General features: G+C 61.9%; 20 protein-coding genes. 11 read left to right on the top strand and 9 right to left on the bottom strand.

Going from position 1 to position 16,590, the window contains the following annotated elements; translation table 11 throughout:
• Positions 1-81: 81 nt before the first annotated feature.
• Positions 82-555: an aminoacyl-tRNA deacylase gene (locus tag I2H36_RS06085; RefSeq protein ID WP_196262970.1), complete on the bottom strand. Its 474-nt coding sequence runs from the start codon at positions 553-555 to the stop codon at positions 82-84.
• A 252-nt stretch (positions 556-807) separates the two neighbouring features.
• On the opposite strand from I2H36_RS06085, the gene I2H36_RS06080 reads away from it, so the two are divergent.
• From I2H36_RS06080 to I2H36_RS06060, 5 genes are all read left to right on the top strand, one after another.
• Complete coding sequence (locus tag I2H36_RS06080; RefSeq protein ID WP_196262969.1) at positions 808-1,986, top strand: BaiN/RdsA family NAD(P)/FAD-dependent oxidoreductase; 1,179 nt, start codon at positions 808-810, stop codon at positions 1,984-1,986.
• A gap of 215 nt (positions 1,987-2,201) precedes the next feature.
• A complete protein-coding gene (locus I2H36_RS19800; protein WP_210330957.1) occupies positions 2,202-2,501 on the top strand; it encodes a hypothetical protein in 300 nt (99 codons plus the stop codon).
• Positions 2,502-2,602: 101 nt separating this feature from the next.
• On the top strand, positions 2,603-3,331 hold the full coding sequence (locus I2H36_RS06070; protein WP_196262968.1) for an ADYC domain-containing protein: 729 nt from the start codon (positions 2,603-2,605) through the stop codon (positions 3,329-3,331).
• 78 nt (positions 3,332-3,409) lie between these two features.
• The gene (locus tag I2H36_RS06065) at positions 3,410-3,655 is read left to right on the top strand and encodes a hypothetical protein (protein WP_196262967.1); all 246 of its coding nucleotides are present in this window, start codon (positions 3,410-3,412) and stop codon (positions 3,653-3,655) included.
• A 97-nt stretch (positions 3,656-3,752) separates the two neighbouring features.
• The gene (locus I2H36_RS06060; protein ID WP_196262966.1) at positions 3,753-4,733 is read left to right on the top strand and encodes an aldo/keto reductase; all 981 of its coding nucleotides are present in this window, start codon (positions 3,753-3,755) and stop codon (positions 4,731-4,733) included.
• A 3-nt stretch (positions 4,734-4,736) separates the two neighbouring features.
• Here the strand turns inward: I2H36_RS06060 and I2H36_RS06055 are convergent, their stop codons facing one another.
• Both I2H36_RS06055 and kynA read right to left on the bottom strand, forming a co-directional pair.
• Positions 4,737-5,930 carry an aminotransferase class V-fold PLP-dependent enzyme gene (locus tag I2H36_RS06055; RefSeq protein WP_196262965.1) on the bottom strand — a complete coding sequence of 398 codons (1,194 nt, stop codon included), beginning with the start codon at positions 5,928-5,930 and terminating at the stop codon, positions 4,737-4,739.
• Between the two features lie 16 nt (positions 5,931-5,946).
• Complete coding sequence (kynA, locus tag I2H36_RS06050; protein ID WP_196262964.1) at positions 5,947-6,771, bottom strand: tryptophan 2,3-dioxygenase; 825 nt, start codon at positions 6,769-6,771, stop codon at positions 5,947-5,949.
• A 177-nt stretch (positions 6,772-6,948) separates the two neighbouring features.
• Here kynA and I2H36_RS06045 point away from each other — a divergent pair, with 177 nt between their 5' ends.
• The 3 genes from I2H36_RS06045 to I2H36_RS06035 all read left to right on the top strand — a co-directional run bounded on the left by I2H36_RS06045 (position 6,949) and on the right by I2H36_RS06035 (position 8,721).
• Complete coding sequence (locus I2H36_RS06045; protein WP_196262963.1) at positions 6,949-7,191, top strand: DUF3297 family protein; 243 nt, start codon at positions 6,949-6,951, stop codon at positions 7,189-7,191.
• Positions 7,192-7,308: 117 nt separating this feature from the next.
• Complete coding sequence (locus I2H36_RS06040) at positions 7,309-7,599, top strand: hypothetical protein (protein ID WP_196262962.1); 291 nt, start codon at positions 7,309-7,311, stop codon at positions 7,597-7,599.
• Between the two features lie 567 nt (positions 7,600-8,166).
• Positions 8,167-8,721: a calcium-binding protein gene (locus I2H36_RS06035; RefSeq protein WP_196262961.1), complete on the top strand. Its 555-nt coding sequence runs from the start codon at positions 8,167-8,169 to the stop codon at positions 8,719-8,721.
• Between the two features lie 25 nt (positions 8,722-8,746).
• On the opposite strand, the gene I2H36_RS06030 is transcribed toward I2H36_RS06035, so the two are convergent.
• The 5 genes from I2H36_RS06030 to I2H36_RS06010 all read right to left on the bottom strand — a co-directional run bounded on the left by I2H36_RS06030 (position 8,747) and on the right by I2H36_RS06010 (position 12,412).
• Positions 8,747-9,013 (bottom strand): DUF7696 family protein, encoded by a 267-nt coding sequence (locus I2H36_RS06030; protein ID WP_196262960.1) that lies wholly within the window; start codon positions 9,011-9,013, stop codon positions 8,747-8,749.
• A gap of 52 nt (positions 9,014-9,065) precedes the next feature.
• A complete protein-coding gene (locus I2H36_RS06025; RefSeq protein ID WP_196262959.1) occupies positions 9,066-9,326 on the bottom strand; it encodes a PilZ domain-containing protein in 261 nt (86 codons plus the stop codon).
• A gap of 115 nt (positions 9,327-9,441) precedes the next feature.
• Complete coding sequence (locus tag I2H36_RS06020; protein ID WP_196262958.1) at positions 9,442-10,212, bottom strand: ABC transporter ATP-binding protein; 771 nt, start codon at positions 10,210-10,212, stop codon at positions 9,442-9,444.
• Positions 10,206-11,246 carry a FecCD family ABC transporter permease gene (locus I2H36_RS06015; protein WP_425523283.1) on the bottom strand — a complete coding sequence of 347 codons (1,041 nt, stop codon included), beginning with the start codon at positions 11,244-11,246 and terminating at the stop codon, positions 10,206-10,208. The genes I2H36_RS06020 and I2H36_RS06015 overlap by 7 nt, the downstream gene beginning before the upstream one ends.
• A 29-nt stretch (positions 11,247-11,275) precedes the next feature.
• On the bottom strand, positions 11,276-12,412 hold the full coding sequence (locus I2H36_RS06010; RefSeq protein ID WP_196262956.1) for an ABC transporter substrate-binding protein: 1,137 nt from the start codon (positions 12,410-12,412) through the stop codon (positions 11,276-11,278).
• A gap of 210 nt (positions 12,413-12,622) precedes the next feature.
• On the opposite strand from I2H36_RS06010, the gene I2H36_RS06005 reads away from it, so the two are divergent.
• Positions 12,623-13,405, top strand: a complete 783-nt coding sequence (locus I2H36_RS06005; protein WP_196262955.1) for a class I SAM-dependent methyltransferase — start codon at positions 12,623-12,625, stop codon at positions 13,403-13,405.
• A gap of 69 nt (positions 13,406-13,474) precedes the next feature.
• Complete coding sequence (locus I2H36_RS06000; RefSeq protein ID WP_196262954.1) at positions 13,475-14,146, top strand: hypothetical protein; 672 nt, start codon at positions 13,475-13,477, stop codon at positions 14,144-14,146.
• A 3-nt stretch (positions 14,147-14,149) separates the two neighbouring features.
• Here the strand turns inward: I2H36_RS06000 and I2H36_RS05995 are convergent, their stop codons facing one another.
• The gene (locus tag I2H36_RS05995) at positions 14,150-15,151 is read right to left on the bottom strand and encodes a threo-3-hydroxy-L-aspartate ammonia-lyase (RefSeq protein ID WP_196262953.1); all 1,002 of its coding nucleotides are present in this window, start codon (positions 15,149-15,151) and stop codon (positions 14,150-14,152) included.
• Positions 15,152-15,374: 223 nt separating this feature from the next.
• On the opposite strand from I2H36_RS05995, the gene I2H36_RS05990 reads away from it, so the two are divergent.
• Positions 15,375-16,415, top strand: a complete 1,041-nt coding sequence (locus tag I2H36_RS05990) for a hemerythrin domain-containing protein (protein WP_196262952.1) — start codon at positions 15,375-15,377, stop codon at positions 16,413-16,415.
• Positions 16,416-16,590: the final 175 nt, after the last annotated feature.

Below are 16,590 nucleotides of genomic sequence, written 5' to 3'. Positions count from 1 at the left end.
GCTCTCCTGCCGAACTGACCTGTGCGATGCAGGTCAGCACCGCGACTCAGGTCGCTTCCTCGGGGTCACCAGCCTGCTTGATCAGTACATAGGTTCGCTGAACGAACCGTGCTGCGCCTGGGGATTGAGGCGCGAGAAGTCTTCCGCCTTCATATGCACCAGCGTGGCGTGGTCTCCGCCTTCGAAATAGATATCGCGCTGCCGGTCCATGTCATTCTCGATGATGACATTAAGCCCGTAGCAGGAGCCTACAGGCGGAATAGCACCACGATCGCAATCGCGGAAAACCTCCACGATCTCGTCCTCTGACGCGAGGCGCAGCTTCTGACCCAGTTCGGTCTTCAGATCGGACAGGCGCAGATGATGGGACGCCGGCATCACGGCAAGCATGTAGCGCTGACCATCGCTCAGCATGACGCCCTTAGCCATGCTGTCGCGGGGAATGTGACCGGCATGGGCCGTGCCCAGCGATGTCATGGCTGGCTCGTGCGGGATCAGGTCGTATTGGATGCCTTTGTCGGCCATGTAGCGTTGTAGGGTCGGGGAGATTGTCATGACAGCCTCCTATGAAACGAGAATGCTCGCGTATCAGGAGGGCGACTTTACTGACACACCGTCGCTTCGGGATGCGCAGCTGCAAGTAACCTGTAGATGGTACACCCCGGATGGACCGGCTTCAATCGAGAGAGCGACGACTTCGTCGAATACTTGCGCCTCTCAATAAGGTTCAGTACCAACGCCCTGCTCACTTGCTGAACCCAAGCTACGCTAGGCAAGGCATCGAAATCCTCCTTAGGGAGACCTTTCTTGGATCAGTTCGACGTTGTGGTGATCGGCGCGGGCGCCGCCGGGATGATGTGCGCGGCCGAGGCCGGCAAGCGCGGGCGCTCCGTGCTGGTCATCGACCACGCGGCCAAGCCTGGCGAGAAGATCCGCATTTCCGGCGGCGGGCGCTGCAATTTCACGAACCTCAACGCGGGTCCTGCCAACTTCATCTCACAGAACCCGAGCTTCGCGATCTCGGCGCTGCGCCGCTATACGCAGCGCGACTTCATCACCCTCGTGGAGCGCTATGGCATCGCCTATCACGAGAAGACCCTGGGCCAGCTCTTCTGCGACGGATCGTCGAAGCAGATCGTCGATCTGCTGCTGACCGAGATGCGGCAAGCCAATGTGGAGCTTTGGCTCTCCACCTCCGTACAAACCGTCGAGAAAATACCCGAGGGCTTCTCGCTCAGGCTCTCGCAAGGCGCGGTGCAGTGCCGCTCGCTCGTGGTGGCGAGCGGCGGCAAGTCCATTCCGAAAATGGGCGCCACCGGTTTCGGCTACGATCTCGCGCAGCAATTCGGTCTGAAGGTTGCCGAGACGCGCCCGGCCCTCGTGCCGCTGACCCTTGAGCCGACCCTATTGGAGCGGCTCGCACCTCTCGCGGGCGTTGCCGTCGATGCGGTGGCAGGCTGCGGCAAGACCCGGTTCGCCGAGGCCCTGCTCTTCACCCATCGCGGCTTGAGCGGCCCCTCCATCCTGCAGATCTCCTCCTACTGGCGTGAGGGCGATGAGGTCACCCTGTCCATGCTGCCGGGCGTGGACCTGTTCGAGGAGTTGCGCGCGGCGCGTGCGGAGAACGGGCGACAGGCGCTGCAGACGGCTCTCTCGGCTTTCCTGCCCAAACGTCTGGCGCAGCTGATTGCCGAGACCGAGAAGGGGCCTGCCAACCTGGCGGATTATTCCGACAAGCGGCTGCGTACTGTCGAAGAGACGGTAAACCGCTGGCGCTTCAAGCCGGCGGGTTCGGAGGGCTATCGGACCGCCGAAGTGACGCTGGGCGGTGTCGACACCCGCGAGCTCGATTCCCGCACCATGGAAACCAAGGCGGTGCCGGGCCTCTACTTCATTGGCGAGGTGGTGGACGTGACCGGCTGGCTCGGCGGCTACAATTTCCAGTGGGCCTGGTCCTCGGGCTGGTGCGCTGGGCAGGCCGTTTGACCTACCCTTTGGCGTCAGCACTCGTTCGGAATGGCTACATGCCGAATGGTCGGGATGATCTCCTTGAGACAGTGCGCTAAGGCACGCTGTCTTTCCCTTGAGGCAATTTTCAACCTGGAAGTGTTTGAGTTTCCCCGATGCCTTATAGATACGATATCCCATAACAAGATCCTTAAAGGACATAGCGTATCAATGGGGGCTTCAAGGAAAACTCAATGATGAAGTCTCATTACATTATGCCTCTTCTTATGATGGTTGGACTTTCTGTTGCGTCAGAAGCCAACGCGCTGGCGCTGGACAATGGCAGAAACCTGAATGGCCGTAATCTTAACGGCCTCAGCACCAACGGCCTCAGCACCAACGGTTTGAGCACTAATGGCCTGAGCACCAACGGTCTCAGCACCAATGGCCGTAACCTCAATGGCGTCGTCATCAACGATACGGCCCGTGAAGAAGCCAAAGGCCATGCGACGACCATCATCCTGAGGGATGGCGAGCGTGTGATCCTCAAGTAACAGGAGGAAGAGGACCCTCGCTCAGCGATGGGCGGGGGTCCTTGCAGATCATGTTGTTCCGATATTCAATCATTGTCCTAGGTGTCGTTTGGAGCCTTCTGATGCTTGACGCCGCAGAAGCCGCTAGCGGCCGCCTCGATGCTGAGCATGGCGAGTTCCGATTCGTTCTTGAGGATGGCCGTGTGCTGGCCGGCGAGTCTCTGGTGGGGGCCCGTGTCATGATGAGAAATGGCAATGAGGACATTCAGGTTCTCATTGCCGCTGTTGAGACAATGAACTCGGCTCCAGGCGAGCCACTCGTGCTTTACCGGTTGCTTGTCGAGGACATTGCGGGGCAGGGCCTTTATGATGCGTGCCGGCCTGATGCGAGAGGACGTCGGCTCGGGCTTCCCCTCATGAAAGACAAGGTCCTTACTCTCACATGCACCAGCGGCGCGGAGGGCAAATGCATCCTGATGGGCTACCGCCCCTGGGAGGAAAGAGGCGATGTGCCGATGCGCGATCTGCATGCGGCCTGCATTCACCTGGTGCGTGCCGATTACAGTGGCGATGATCGCCCTACAACCCGCGACGGTACCATGATCGATATCTATGACCGTTTCGGGATCCAGAAGCCGGATGATCTCGATCCCATGCCTTTCGAGGCGGCCTGGGGAAAAGATGGGGCTGTCTGCGTGGCCCATCCGCGTATTGCGCACTCCGTGACCCTCGACGAACTCGCGAAAAACCATCCGAGACTCCGCGATCGCCTTGGATCCGAAGCCTGCACGGAAGAAGTCATGCGCAGCCATCCGGAGGCTATTCTGTTCAACCGTTCGGCGCTGCCCTGACGGCCTGCACTTGTTCCTGGGTCCTGACCGGCGAGTGTGTTATGCTCCGCCGCGTCAGGTCTCATCAGGGAGGGGTTCATGCAACCGGGCATGGTCCTCATCTGGATCGGCGCGCTGCTGATCATCGCCGGGATCGTACTGGCAGCAGGCCAGGCGCTCTGGAAGGGACGCTTGAGCGATGCGCACCAAACGGGTCCAACGGGTGCAAGCGCCACGCTTGAGCCGCAGGGGCGGGTGCGCGCGTTCCATCCCAAGCACCACTGGCCCAGTATCATCCTCGTGGCGCTCGGCGTCGTCCTGATGCTGGCGGAAGCGGCTGTGTGACGAACATCGTACTTGAAACCGGGCGGGGCGAGTCCAGTTGTTGCTCCATCCGCTGCCTTGCGCGGCGGTATTCTCATCATCTACACCGGAGATCCCCATGCAGCAGCGTCAGCTTGGCCAATTGCAGGTGTCCGCCCTCGGTCTCGGCTGCATGGGCATGTCGGAGTTCTACGGCACCGGCGACGAGGCGGAATCCATCGCCACCATTCATCGCGCCATCGAGCTCGGCGTGACCTTTCTCGACACCGCCGACATGTACGGCGTCGGACGCAACGAGGAACTGGTCGGCCGCGCCATTGCCGACCGGCGCGACAAGGTGGTGCTTGCCACCAAGTTCGGCAATGTGCGCGGGCCCAACGGCGAGCGCCTCGGCATCAGCGGCAAGCCGGATTACGTGCGTCAGGCCTGCGAGGCGAGCCTGAAGCGGCTCAAGATCGATGTGATCGACCTCTATTACCAGCACCGGGTCGATCCCGAGACGCCGATCGAGGATACGGTCGGCGCCATGGCGGATCTCGTACGCCAGGGCAAGGTGCGCTACCTCGGTCTCTCCGAGGCCGGTCCGCAGACCATGCGCCGTGCTCATGCGGTTCATCCGATCGCCGCATTGCAGACCGAGTACTCACTCTGGAGCCGCGATCCCGAGGACGAGATCCTGCCCACCGTGCGCGAGCTCGGCATCGGCTTTGTACCTTATTCGCCGCTCGGACGCGGTTTTCTCACCGGGCAGATCAAAAGCGTGGACGATCTGGCTGAAGACGATTTCCGTCGCAACTCGCCGCGTTTCCAGAGCGAGAACTTCCAGAAGAACCTCGATCTCGTGCGCGAGATCGAAGCCATGGCGCGGGAGAAGGGCTGCGCGCCATCGCAGCTCGCGCTTGCCTGGGTGATGGCACAAGGCAACGACATCGTGCCGATCCCCGGCACCAAGCGCCGCCGCTATCTTGAGGAGAATGTGGGCGCACTTGACGTGACGCTCACGGACGAGGATCTCGCACGCATCGACCGCATCATCCCACCGGGCGCCGCCGCCGGGACGCGTTATCCGGAGCCGGGGATGAAGATGGTGGGGCTCTGATCCTTACGCTGCTGAAGAGGTGTTGAAGGACAGGGACTCCATCGCCCCCGCCTCGTCGATGCGGCGCACGAGATCGTCCACCTCTTCCTCGGTCTGATAGATGCCGAAGCCCAGACGCAGGCGCTGGCCGCGCACGTCGGTCACCACGCGCAGCTCTTTCAAGTTGTTGTGGATGGCCTGGGCTGCGGGCGTCTGGAATGTGAGGAAGTTGCCGCGCCGCGTCTCGTCCGTCGGCACCACGGGCGAGGCGTTCGCGAACAGGGCGGAGCTGCCGACGCGACGCAGGAAATGCTGCTGCAGCGCCTTGGCATGAGCGTGGATGATGCCGGCCGTGATGCCCTCGTCCGCGAGCCAGCGCATCACCGCGTTGAAGCGGTAGAGCCCCGACGGATCGAAGGTGGCGCCCATGAAGCGCCAGCCGTCCTCGCTGTAAGCCACCAATCCGCTCTGCACATTCGTGAGGTTGCCGAAGGCGGCGTACCACCCGGTATCGCGCGGGCGGAGCCCCCAGCCGGGCGGGCAATGCATGAAGCATGCGCCTTCGCCCGCCATGGCGTATTTGTAGCCGCCGGCGACGTAGAACACCCGATCCGCGATGCTGCTGAGATCCGCCGGCCGCGCCATGAAGCCGTGATAGCCGTCGATCACGATCATCGCACCGTCGCGGTCGCATTCCGCGAGGTGGCGCCCATCGAGCACGAAGCCGGAATTGAAAAACACCTGGCTGACGAAGACGAGATCATAGCCGGCTTTCGCGGCGGCGTGGAAGCGATCCTCGAAGGTCGCGAAGGGCTCCGCCGGTACGCGCGTCACGTCCACGAGGCGCTCCTCTTCCAAGCGCGCGATCTGGCGCGTGAAGGAATGGAACTCGCCGTCGGAGGTGAGGATGCGCACCGGGCGGTCGGCAGGGAAGCAGGAGAGGATGCGCTTCAGGAGCTCATGCGTGTTCGGCGCCACCGCGATGGTGTCGCGATCCGGCAGGTTGAGATGCCCGGCTACACGACCGCGGAACTCGTCGAGCACGGGGCCTAAGATGTGCTCCCACTTGTCGTCCATGAGACGGGCGGCGTCGTCCCACGCCTGCACCTGTGCCTCGCGCGTCACGTCCGGCCAGGGATGGTGGCTGTGAGCTGCGAAATGCAGGCGATCGGGCTCGGCGTTGAGGAAGCGGGAGAACTGGGAGCGAAGATCAAGCATGATGCTCTCAACCTGATTAAAGCTTGCCGCGCACGGACCAGAGTTCAGGGAAGAAGTATTTTTCCAGCGCCTTGCGCAGGTAGCTGACCCCGCTGCTGCCGCCGGTGCCGCTGCGCATGCCGATGATGCGCTCGACGGTCTTCATGTGCCGGAAGCGCCATTGCTGGAACGCATCCTCGAGATCGACCAACTCCTCGGCGAGTTCGTAGAGGTCGAAGTGCTCACCAGAATGGCGGTAGATCTCCTCCCAGATCGCCTCGACGCCTGGATGCGCCGTGTAGGGTTGCGTCACGTCCCGATCCAGAACCTCGAGGGGAACGTCATAGCCGCGCCGTGCCAGCAGGCGTAAGGCCTCGTCGTAGAGGCCCGGTGCGTGATAGGCGGCCTCGAGCTGCTCCGCGAGGTCGCTCCTGTGCTTGTGCGGTGCCATCTTCACCGCGTCCTTGGCGCCGAGCTTGAATTCGACAAGCCGATACTGCCAGGACTGGAAGCCGGAAGATTTGCCGAGCGCCGGGCGGAAGCTGAGATAGTCCGAAGGCGTCATGGTGGAGAGCACGGTCCATGCCTGGATCAGCTGCTCCTGGATGCGGTTGATTCGGGCTGTGCATTTGAAGGCCGGCTGGAGCTGGTCAGCCCGGATATGGGCCAGCGCCGTGTCGAGCTCCCGGTTCAGGAGCTTCAGCCACAGCTCCATCACTTGGTGGATGGTGATGAAGAGAAGCTCGTCGTGCTCGGCGGTCAGGGGGGACTGGGCGGAGAGGAGGGTATCGAGCCGGAGATAATCTCCATAGCTCATGCCGTCGGAAAAATCGGTGTGAATCCCATCCGTCGCTGCCGACAAATCTTTCTCTCCCTGGTTTCTTCCGCTTACGCGCGGATTATCGTCCTGCCGTTGGGGCTTACAACGAAAGTAGGACATTGCCGCAGGATTGTCACGTTGGGCTAGCCGGAATTGGCTTTCGGCCTCTGAGGCGGTAGGTTGCCGCCCCTGAACGATCCTGCATGGAGAGACCCTCGTATGACCGCTACGCTTCCCGACCGCCTGGCTTCGAACCCGGACAGCCCCTATTACGACGAGGAGCTGCTGGCGAAGGGGATCGGCATCCGTTTCAACGGAGCCGAGAAGACCAATGTGGACGAGTATTGCGTCAGCGAAGGCTGGGTCCGGGTCACAGCCGGAAATGCGAAGGACCGCTTCGGCAACCCGATGACCATCAAGCTCAAGGGCAAGGTCGAGCCGTACCTCAAGAGCCAGGAATAGGCCTTCACACGGAGCGGACCTGCCGCTGCGGCAGGACTGGACGCGCCATTCCGTGCGCTCCAAGATCACGGGTAAGCTAGTCGATCGCGGCACGTCCTCGGGAAAGGCTTGTCCTGAATGGCATCGGTGAAGGGGCGAACCTTAGTTGCAGCGGCTTATCTATTCGCCTCGCCGGCCTTCGCCCATGATTGGTATCCAACTTGGTGCTGCGACGATCACGATTGCCGTGAACTGACCGAGGCCCAGGGCGAGACGGTAACGGAAACCGCCGAAGGCTGGCGGCTTTGGGATGGACGCCTCATCGACCGCGAGTATGCCAAGATGTCGCCGGACGCCAAGTTCCACCTCTGCGAGGAGCCCACAACCCGGGCCATCATCTGCTTCTTCGCCCCGCAGGGCGCATCCTGATCGCCTCGTGTCCCGGAAGGCCGCGAATCAGAGATAGGCCCCAAAAAGGAAGCGCCCGCTCTTGGAGGGGCGCTTCAAGGTCCGACCCGTAGGGGCAAAATGAGGGTCGTGAACCTCTCTATTCGTAGAGTAATCGGGCTAAATTGTGACGAAAAACGGCGCCAATTGAGCATGTCAAGAGAAGAGGCGCGCTATTCTGACGCAAAGGATCGTTTATTTGCGAACTATTCGGCCTTGCGCGGACAGAGTTGATGGTTTATCCCAGATTAACCGTAGGGGCAAATACGGTCATAAGGGTCGCGAACACAGTCAAACAACAGGCTGGGCGCGGCCCTTTCCATTTCTGTTATTAGGAATCTGGTCCGTTACTTGCGGTCGATGCGACCTTCTGCACTCACTCCTTAGATAGTGCTGATCTTCCTAGTAGTCGCCGTGTATGTTGGCGCACGCCATATATTCCCATATGTTATAACTAGTATCGAGTGACGTTAATCTGCTTCACCTCCAGAGAAGGGGTGAGCAAAAGACGGGCATTCACTTTGTTGCAGCCGATGGGAGGCGCCGACTATGGCAACGATTTACGCAAATGGGGACACCCTTGGAACCGCAAGTCGCGATGAGATCTACGGAAGTAGCGGTGCCGATCAAATCGAAGGGCGTGGCGGGAATGACTGGATCCAGGGAAACCGAGGCCATGATGTGATCTTTGGCGACACAGGCAACGACACGATCTGGGGCGGCAGCGGCAACGACTTGATTCTCGGCGGAGCCGGGCGCAACATGCTGACCGGTCACGGCGGAAATGATGTTTTTGTGTTCAATCAGGCACTGTCGAGTTCCAATGTCGATACGATCACGGATTTCAGTGTGAGACATGACACGATTATTCTGACACCTAATGTCTTCAAGGGGGTTGGTGTTTCCGATCGGGATATGAGGTCGAGCGCCTTCTGGACGGGGGAGTCGGCACACGATGCGAACGACCGCATCATCTATAACAAGGGCACAGGCTCCGTGTACTACGATCCAGATGGAAGCGGTTCACGAGCGGCCGTCGAGTTCGCCAAGATCGATGCGAACCTGAAACTGACTTACAAAGACTTATACGTCCTGAATCCATGATGCCCTAGAGAGGCATCTATTTGTCTCAACTCCTTTTCCCGCGAACGTCCTGAAGGCGATCCATGGTGGCCTTGATCTCCTCGGCCGCCTTCAGTCCCCGGATGCCGATCACTCCACGGTCGACCGTCTTTCCATCCGCATCTTTCCTGCCGTTGAAGAACGCGTCCCTTTCGGCCTTGGACATCTTCAGCAGGGTTCGGGCCTCGGTCTCGATTCGCCACTCCTCGGACCAGGTGCTAACGGGCTGGCCGGTGAGTTCGGAGACGGCTTCGGTATCGCGGGAGTAGGTCATGCCGGACACCATGGCATGAAGGGGTGAAGAGAGCGTTGACTGGGTCTGCGGTTCAACTGGTAAAGCGTGCCCCGTAATGCGTTCCGTCCGTCCACACCAGCCGTGTCGTGGCTGCTGCGCCCGCCTCAGGGATCTCGAGCTCGAATTCCAAGGGAATTTCGGCAGAGCCGGCAATCACCAGCCGGACGCCCGACTGCGACAGGTCCCACACGGAACAGCCGATGCGCGCCCTGCTCTTCGTGTCCCGGATCCACCCTTCCAGCATGGTGGGGAAGCGCTCGTCCGATCGACGTTCAGGCAGTCCAAGGCTCATGCGCGGGATTCCATGGTTCGAAGGGTCCCGTTATAGGCTGGCGAGCTGGTGTGAGGCTATCCGATGCCCATCTGCATGACGATGTGACGATGGATTGACCCGATGGCGCCTTACCTCACGCAAGTTCGAGCGGTCCGTCGATAATCACGTGCGGGCACAGGCGCGAGCAGCGCTCGATCCGTCCATCCACCCGATAGATGTTCTGCAGGAGGGTTGGAGTGATCACCGTCTCCACCGGACCGCAATTCACCATGGTGCCGGAATCGATCACCATGACCCGGTCGGCGACGCGCAACACCTGGTTGAGATCGTGGATGGCGAGCACCACGCAGATCCCGCGTTCCCGGGCGAGCGAGCGAATGAGCGCCAGCACCTCCACCTGCCGGTGCAGGTCGAGGGCGCTCGTCGGCTCATCGAGCAGGAGGATCTTCGGCTCGCGTACGAGCACCTGGGCCAAGGAGACGAGCTGCCGCTGGCCGCCGCTGAGTTCGTTCAACCCCTTGAACAGGATTTCCTCGAGCCGCAGGTTGAACAGAGTGCGGTCGACCTCCTGGAGATCCTCGTCGGTCACCTTGCGCGGCGTGCCCTGCTTGCGGGCGAGGAGCACCGACTCGTAGACGGTCAGTACCGTGTTCACCGAGGTGTCCTGCGGCATGTAGCAGACAGGGCTCGGGCCAGGCCGCAATGCGATGTCGTCGATGCGGATGTCGCCCGGCCCGTCGAGCAGGCCGGCGATGCGCCGGAACAGGCTCGACTTGCCGGCGGCGTTCGGTCCGATCACCGCTGTGACCTCACCGCCCTTCAGCACCGGCGTGGTGACGCCGGAGAGCACGTCCTGCTTGCCGTAGCGGACGCCGACGTCGGTCATTTGCAGGGTCACTACCATGCGCGCCTCCGGGTGGACATAATCAGGCTGAAGAGGAACGGCACACCGACCAGCGCCGTGATGATGCCGATGGGAAAGATCGTGCCGGGCACGATGGACTTGCTGATGACGGAGGTGAGCGACAGGATGGCGGCACCGGACAGCACGGAGGCCGGAAGGAAATAGCGCTGATCCTCGCCCACCAGCATGCGGGCGATGTGCGGGCCGACCAACCCGATGAAGCCGATGGTGCCGACGAACGCCACGGGCACGGCGGCGAGCAGGCTGATGACCATCATGGTCTCGAGCCTGACCCAGCGCACATTGACGCCGAAGCTCGCCGCCTTGTCGTCGCCAAGCCGCAACGCGGTAAGCGCCCAGGCCCGGCGCATGAAGAGTGGAAGTGAAACCGCAACCACCGCCGTGGTAATGGCAAGTTTGGGCCATGTGGCGCGGGTGAGGCTGCCCATGGTCCAGAACACGACGGCGGACAACGCCTGTTCCGATGCGAGATACTGCACCAGCGCGAGAAGCGCGTTGAACGTGAAGACGAGGGTGATGCCGAGGAGCACGATGGTCTCGACGGTCACGCCGCGCTTCTGGCTCATGAAATGGATGAACAGGGCCGCCGCCATCGCCATGAGCAGCGCGTTGATCGACACGATGTAGTCGATGGCCCAGGGCAGGAAGCCGATGCCGAACACGAGCGCGACGGAAGCGCCGAAGCTCGCGGCCGCCGAGATGCCGAGGGTAAAGGGGCTAGCGAGCGGATTGTTGAGGATCGTCTGCATCTGCGCGCCAGCCGCGGACAGCGCCGCGCCGACGACCACCGCCATGAGCGCCACCGGCATGCGGATGTCCCAGATCACGACGCTGATCTGCTGCGAGACCTCCGGCGAACCCATCAGGGCCAGCACGACCTCATGCATGGAGTAGCGCGCGGGACCTAAGCCCAGATCGGCAATGACGGAGAGAACGAGAACCAGGCTAAGCGCAAGAAGCACGAGCTTCTTGCGCTGCACGAGGACGCGGTAGGCACCGCGTCCTTTAGGCATGGCGATGGCAGGAGAATGGGCCAAGAGCCTTATTCCTTGTCGCTGAGGGAGACCCAGTAGCCGGTCTTGTAGGGCACGGGCAGGAAGCGCTCGTAGAGCGTCTTCATGGTGGCGTCTGGTTCCACATCCTTGAACAGGTCCGGATGTAGCCACTTGGCCATCGCCTGGATGGCAATGAACTGATAGGGGCTGTTGTAGAACTGGTGCCAGATCGCGTGGACCTTGTTGTCCTTGACCGCCTTCACGCCGGTATAGGCCGGGCGCTTCATCAGGCCTGCAAGCTTGGTGCGGGCCTTCGCCTTGTCCGCGCCGGAGCCGACGCCGACCCAGGCACCGCCGGGCACATAAAGCTCCCAGTTCGAGCCGGTGACGATCACGTGGTCGGGATTGGCCGCGATGATCTGCTCGGGGTTCACGACGCCGAAGGTGCCGGGAATGATCTTGGCAGCCATGTTCTGGCCGCCGGCCACTTCCACGAATTTGCCGAAGTTTTCGGTGCCGAACGACATGCAGCAATCGTCCGAATAGCCGCCGGCACGCTCCACCATCACCAGGGGCTTGGCGGGATTGGCCTTGGCGAGGCGCTCGGTCACGAGGTCGATCTGTGCTTTCCGGAACGCGATGAACTCCTCGGCGCGCGCTTCCTTGCCGAACAGCTTGCCGATGAGGCGCATGCTGGCATCGGTGTTCTCGAAGGGCTTCTCACGGAAGTCGACGAACACCACCGGGATGTCGATCTTGGCGAGCTTCTCGATGAGCTTGGCGTCGTCGGTGGCGGTCTTGGCCTCGATGTTGAGGAGGATCACGTCGGGCTTCAACGAGACCGCCTGCTCCACATCGAAAGTGCCTTCTTTGAAGCCGCCGAAAGTCGGGATCTTCTCGATCTGCGGATACTTGGCGAGGTAATCCTTGTAGCCGTCGAGATCAGCCTTCTGCAGGTCGTCGCGCCAGCCGACGACGCGCTTGAATGGCTGATCCGTGTCGAGGGTGGCGACGAAATACATCTGCCGGCCTTCGCCGAGAATAACCTTCTCGACCGGCGCCTTCACCTCGACCTTGCGGCCAGTGATGTCCGTCACGGTGATCTTGTCGGCGGCATGAGAGGAAACGGGCAGGAGCCCGACGAGCGCCAGGGCGGCACCGAAGACCAGTTTGGAGAGTTGCATGATGCGCCTCGCAGCATTTGAGAAAGCGGGCTTCTCCTAGGTTCGATCACCAGGGCATGCAAGCGTTATCTTTTAGAATTACTCTAGTTAAAATAAGTAGAACGACAGATTAAAATAATTCTATTCTGCAGTTTACAATTATTCCAGTTTGACGTTATCGAAATTTGCTTTTAGAGGAGCGCCGGAATTCATCTTCACCACGAGCTTCTCATGAATGCGAATTACACGCTCCGGGACGAAATCCGCGACTACTGGTCGGCACGCGCGGCAACCTTCGACGAGCAGGTAGGGCACGAGATCTTCTCGGAAGGTGAGCGGCAGGCATGGCGCGACCTGTTCCTGCGCCATCTTGGACCGGGAGAAGGACGCCGGGCGCTCGATCTGGCAAGCGGTACCGGCGTGATTTCTCATCTGCTGCACGGTCTCGGCTTTAACGTCACCGGGCTCGATTGGTCGGAGGCGATGCTGAACCAGGCGCGCGCGAAGGCGGCCCGACGCGGCGCGGATATCCGCTTCGTCATGGGCGATGCCGAGCACACTCTGGAAAAGCCGGAGAGCTACGACGTGCTCGTCACGCGGCATCTGGTGTGGACGCTGGTCGACCCGAAGGCAGCTTTCCGCGAATGGCACTCCTTGTTGAAGCCCGGTGGGCGGCTTCTCATCGTCGATGGCGACTTCGTGTCGGACACACTGGTGAAGCGCATGATCCGCTTCATCGAGAAGCTTGTGCCAGGGCTTGCCGGGACTTCGCATGCTCCCAACGGCATGCGCGAAACTCATGAGCGCATCCTAAAGCGCGTGTATTTCTCGAAGGGAGCGCGGGCGAAGGACGTGGCAGCCCTGTTGCGCGAGGCAGGCTTTGCTGAGGTCATCATCGATCATGACCTCAAACCTATCCATCGGCAGCAGGCGAAGAACCTGCCGCTGCTCAAAGGGCTCGAGCGCGCCACGCAGCATCGTTACGCTGTCCTGGCGGTTAAAGCCTCATCCTGAAAACCCATAGCCTTCCTGTCGTGATCATGCTCTCTTGAACGTCGAGGAAACTCGGCATCAGGAGAGCGAATGGGACGCAGCCGCTTCCGAATGCTTGTTCTTTGCTCCGTGCTGACGGCGCCACTATGGGCTCTGGCGCAGCAAAGCGCCGATGTCGCGACACCCGAAGGCTTTCCCGTCATCGGCAAATGGATGCTGACGTCGCAAGGTGTTCCGTCAGACTGGCTGGGCGAGATTGTCCGCGGCAAGAACCTGCGCGAGCCGATCAACGTCATTATTGTGGATGAGGTCGCTTCAAGCGCCGAGGAAGCAAAGGCGAGATTGCTCGCCGCTGCCGCTCGCGCCGGCTATCCCGTGCGGTTCGGACATTCGGCAGGCTATCAGGGCTTCATCGGCACACAGCTCCACGCACAGCTGCCGCAGGGCCGGGATGATGCCTTGTCCAACGACATTTTCGAAGTGAGCAACAATCACGGCCGGATCTTCGGTCCGCATGTTTTTGGACAGGCCTATGTGTTCACTGGCGCATTCAGCCGCGAGGAGGTCGACCCGTTCCGCGATCCGCCGCATCAATACGGCTCGTTCAACCGGGCGCGGGACGATTTCACGCAGAGGCTCGATCGCAGCACGGCCTACAATGTGAGCGGCTTCGTCAATCTCGGCAACGCGCTCATCGATGATCCAAAGCTCACCACGGGCGATCACGACGGCATGGCTGTGGTGGTGCGGGCAGGGCGGTAGGAATCAACCAGCGAGAAAACCCGCCAAAGCCTGCGGATCCACGTTGCCCCCGCTGATGATGATGCCGACGCGTTTGTTCTTGCACGACACGGGTCCGTTCAAGGCCGCGGCCGCTGACAGGCAACCGGTGGGCTCCACGACAATCTTCATGCGCTCGATGAAGAAGCGCATGGTGTCGATGAGCTGCGCATCGGACACGGTGAGAATGTCATCGACGAGCGCGCGCATGATCGGGAAGGTCTTGGATCCCACATAAGTGGTCTGCGCCCCGTCGGCGATGGTGGAGGGCACCGGGATCTTGACGATGGAACCTGAGCGGAACGATTGCTGCGCATCGTTGCCCGCCTCCGGCTCGACGCCATAGATGCGGCACTCGGGCGAGAGCGCCCTGGCAGCGAGCGCCGAGCCTGCCAGCAGGCCGCCGCCGCCGGTGCAGACGAACAGCATGTCGAGAGGGCCAACCTCCTCGAACAGCTCCTTGGCGGCCGTGCCCTGGCCGGCGATCACGTCCTCATGATCGTAGGGCGGGATGAGGGTGAGGCCGCGCTCTTCCGAGAGCTTGCGCCCAATAGCCTCGCGGTCCTCCGTGTAGCGGTCGTAGAGCACGACCTCGCCGCCATAGCCTTTGGTGGCCGCCACCTTCATGGCCGGTGCGTCCTGCGGCATGATGATGACGGTCGGCACCCCCTGAAGCTGGCCGGCATAGGCGATGGCCTGGGCGTGGTTGCCGGACGAGAAGGCGACCACGCCGCGCTTCTTCGCCCCCGGCGACAGCCGCGCGATGGCGTTATAGGCTCCCCGAAATTTGAAGGCGCCGGCACGCTGAAAGTTCTCCGCCTTGAAGAACAGCCGACCGCCCGTACGCTCGTCGGCGGTACGGGAGGTGAGAACAGGCGTGCGATGGGCAATTCCCTCGATGCGCTGCGCCGCCGCTGCGACATCTTCATAGGTGGGAAGCCCTGGCAGGATGGAGCGAAGGGCGTCCTGCTGTGCTTGTGCGTTCATCAATTCCCATGCTCCTCAGGGTTTCCCGCTCGCGGCATCACGCCCCACAATGGCCGGATGCCGCCTTGGCCTTTGCATAGCAATTTCAGAGAAGCCTTGTCAGTAGGGGATTGCGGACCCGCGGCTCCCATGACGCCTTTCTCAAAGGAATGCTCCCGTCGGAACAGCCGTCCGCCCAAGCCGTTCATCCTGATCGAGGCAAAGGCTCAAGAGGAGGCTTCCCATGGACCTATGGCAAATGGTCGTGTCGGATCATGCGAATATCGAGGAGCTCTGCCGCGAGGTGCTGCGAGCCACGGCCACCGGCCCGAACAGCCGCTCCGAGCTTTTCGACGACCTCCAGGACGAGCTGGAGCGACACATCGCGGCGCAGCAGAACGTGCTTTACCCCGCTCTGGCCCATCATGAACGCACCGCCGGCTATGTGGCCGATCTGGAGCGCAAGCAGGATGAAATCCTCCGGCAGCTCGACGAGCTGGCCGCGCGGCCGAACAAGGACAGCCACGATTGGGCCGTGGATTTCAAGGACCTGACCGGCTCCATCCGCCACGCCTTCACCCTGGAGGAGAACGGCGTGATGATCGTCGCCCGCGGCGTCTTTTCTCCAAGCGAGCTCAAGAGCCTGCAGCGGGATTATGAGCGCGAGCGCATCGCGGCCTACGAGGCCAGCCGCTGGCACATGCCGCAGGCGATGATGCCGAGCCGCTACGGCCTGCCCACCGGCACCGTCTTCGGTGCGCTCGCCGGTGTGCTGGCTGTTGGGGCCGGAGCCCTGCTGTGGAGCATGAACCGGTCCAGGTCCATAGGCTCCGGACGGAGCCGGCCCATGCAGCCGGCGCCGCGCCGTCCGCAGCCGCCATTCCCGCTCGAGAGCGGCGTCATCGACCGCAGCCTTGAGGGCTCCCGCCGTGGCAGCATGGGACAGGATGCTTCCGGGGTCCGGACGTATTCCGGTTCCACCTCGGCAACCAGCGCCGCCGGTCGGATGAGCGGTCAGCCGGGGCAGGGCGCGTCGCAGGCCGATGATGCTCTGCTGCACGGCGCAGGCAGCGGATCCCCGCCGACGGCCGGTGGCAGCCCTTCCGACGACAACTGGTTCTCCTCGGCCAACCCGCCCCGGGCTCCTTCCGGCCTCTCGACGCCTCTGCAGCCAGGCGGAACTCTGCCGGCCGGCGGGCCTGCGGTTTCCACAGGCTCTATTGGCACCGGAGGCGCCCAGACGGGCGGCGCGGATACGGGTGGGCTGAAGAGGGGCGGCGTGTAAAGCAAGCTTGGGGACAAGCGGGAGACGCTTTTCCTTTTTCCTGCCTGTGCCGAAAAGACCGATTCAGAGAAGCCCGCGGACCCCAGAGACGCGGGCTTCTCGCGTCAGGCTCGGTTCCGGTTTCTGGTAAAGGGCCAGATGGTGGAGCCGCCGCATATCGAGGGTGACGGAGCGC

The sequence above is a fragment of the Microvirga terrestris genome, from assembly GCF_015694425.1.
Taxonomy (GTDB): Bacteria; Pseudomonadota; Alphaproteobacteria; order Rhizobiales; family Beijerinckiaceae; genus Microvirga; species Microvirga terrestris.
This window is presented reverse-complemented; position numbering and strand designations above follow the sequence as displayed.

Bases quoted from the DNA above. Each gene is read 5' to 3' on its own strand.
- I2H36_RS06070 (WP_196262968.1), top strand. From the start codon at position 2,603: ATGCTTGACGCCGCAGAAGCCGCTAGCGGCCGCCTCGATGCTGAGCAT.
- I2H36_RS06005 (WP_196262955.1), top strand. From the start codon at position 12,623: ATGAATGCGAATTACACGCTCCGGGACGAAATCCGCGACTACTGGTCG.
- I2H36_RS06035 (WP_196262961.1), top strand. From the start codon at position 8,167: ATGGCAACGATTTACGCAAATGGGGACACCCTTGGAACCGCAAGTCGC.
- I2H36_RS06015 (WP_425523283.1), bottom strand. From the start codon at position 11,246: ATGCCTAAAGGACGCGGTGCCTACCGCGTCCTCGTGCAGCGCAAGAAG.
- I2H36_RS06065 (WP_196262967.1), top strand. From the start codon at position 3,410: ATGCAACCGGGCATGGTCCTCATCTGGATCGGCGCGCTGCTGATCATC.
- I2H36_RS06000 (WP_196262954.1), top strand. From the start codon at position 13,475: ATGGGACGCAGCCGCTTCCGAATGCTTGTTCTTTGCTCCGTGCTGACG.
- I2H36_RS06010 (WP_196262956.1), bottom strand. From the start codon at position 12,412: ATGCAACTCTCCAAACTGGTCTTCGGTGCCGCCCTGGCGCTCGTCGGG.
- I2H36_RS05995 (WP_196262953.1), bottom strand. From the start codon at position 15,151: ATGAACGCACAAGCACAGCAGGACGCCCTTCGCTCCATCCTGCCAGGG.
- I2H36_RS06085 (WP_196262970.1), bottom strand. From the start codon at position 555: ATGACAATCTCCCCGACCCTACAACGCTACATGGCCGACAAAGGCATC.
- I2H36_RS06020 (WP_196262958.1), bottom strand. From the start codon at position 10,212: ATGGTAGTGACCCTGCAAATGACCGACGTCGGCGTCCGCTACGGCAAG.
- I2H36_RS06040 (WP_196262962.1), top strand. From the start codon at position 7,309: ATGGCATCGGTGAAGGGGCGAACCTTAGTTGCAGCGGCTTATCTATTC.
- I2H36_RS06055 (WP_196262965.1), bottom strand. From the start codon at position 5,930: ATGCTTGATCTTCGCTCCCAGTTCTCCCGCTTCCTCAACGCCGAGCCC.
- I2H36_RS06060 (WP_196262966.1), top strand. From the start codon at position 3,753: ATGCAGCAGCGTCAGCTTGGCCAATTGCAGGTGTCCGCCCTCGGTCTC.
- I2H36_RS19800 (WP_210330957.1), top strand. From the start codon at position 2,202: ATGATGAAGTCTCATTACATTATGCCTCTTCTTATGATGGTTGGACTT.
- I2H36_RS06030 (WP_196262960.1), bottom strand. From the start codon at position 9,013: ATGACCTACTCCCGCGATACCGAAGCCGTCTCCGAACTCACCGGCCAG.
- I2H36_RS06045 (WP_196262963.1), top strand. From the start codon at position 6,949: ATGACCGCTACGCTTCCCGACCGCCTGGCTTCGAACCCGGACAGCCCC.
- I2H36_RS05990 (WP_196262952.1), top strand. From the start codon at position 15,375: ATGGACCTATGGCAAATGGTCGTGTCGGATCATGCGAATATCGAGGAG.
- I2H36_RS06025 (WP_196262959.1), bottom strand. From the start codon at position 9,326: ATGAGCCTTGGACTGCCTGAACGTCGATCGGACGAGCGCTTCCCCACC.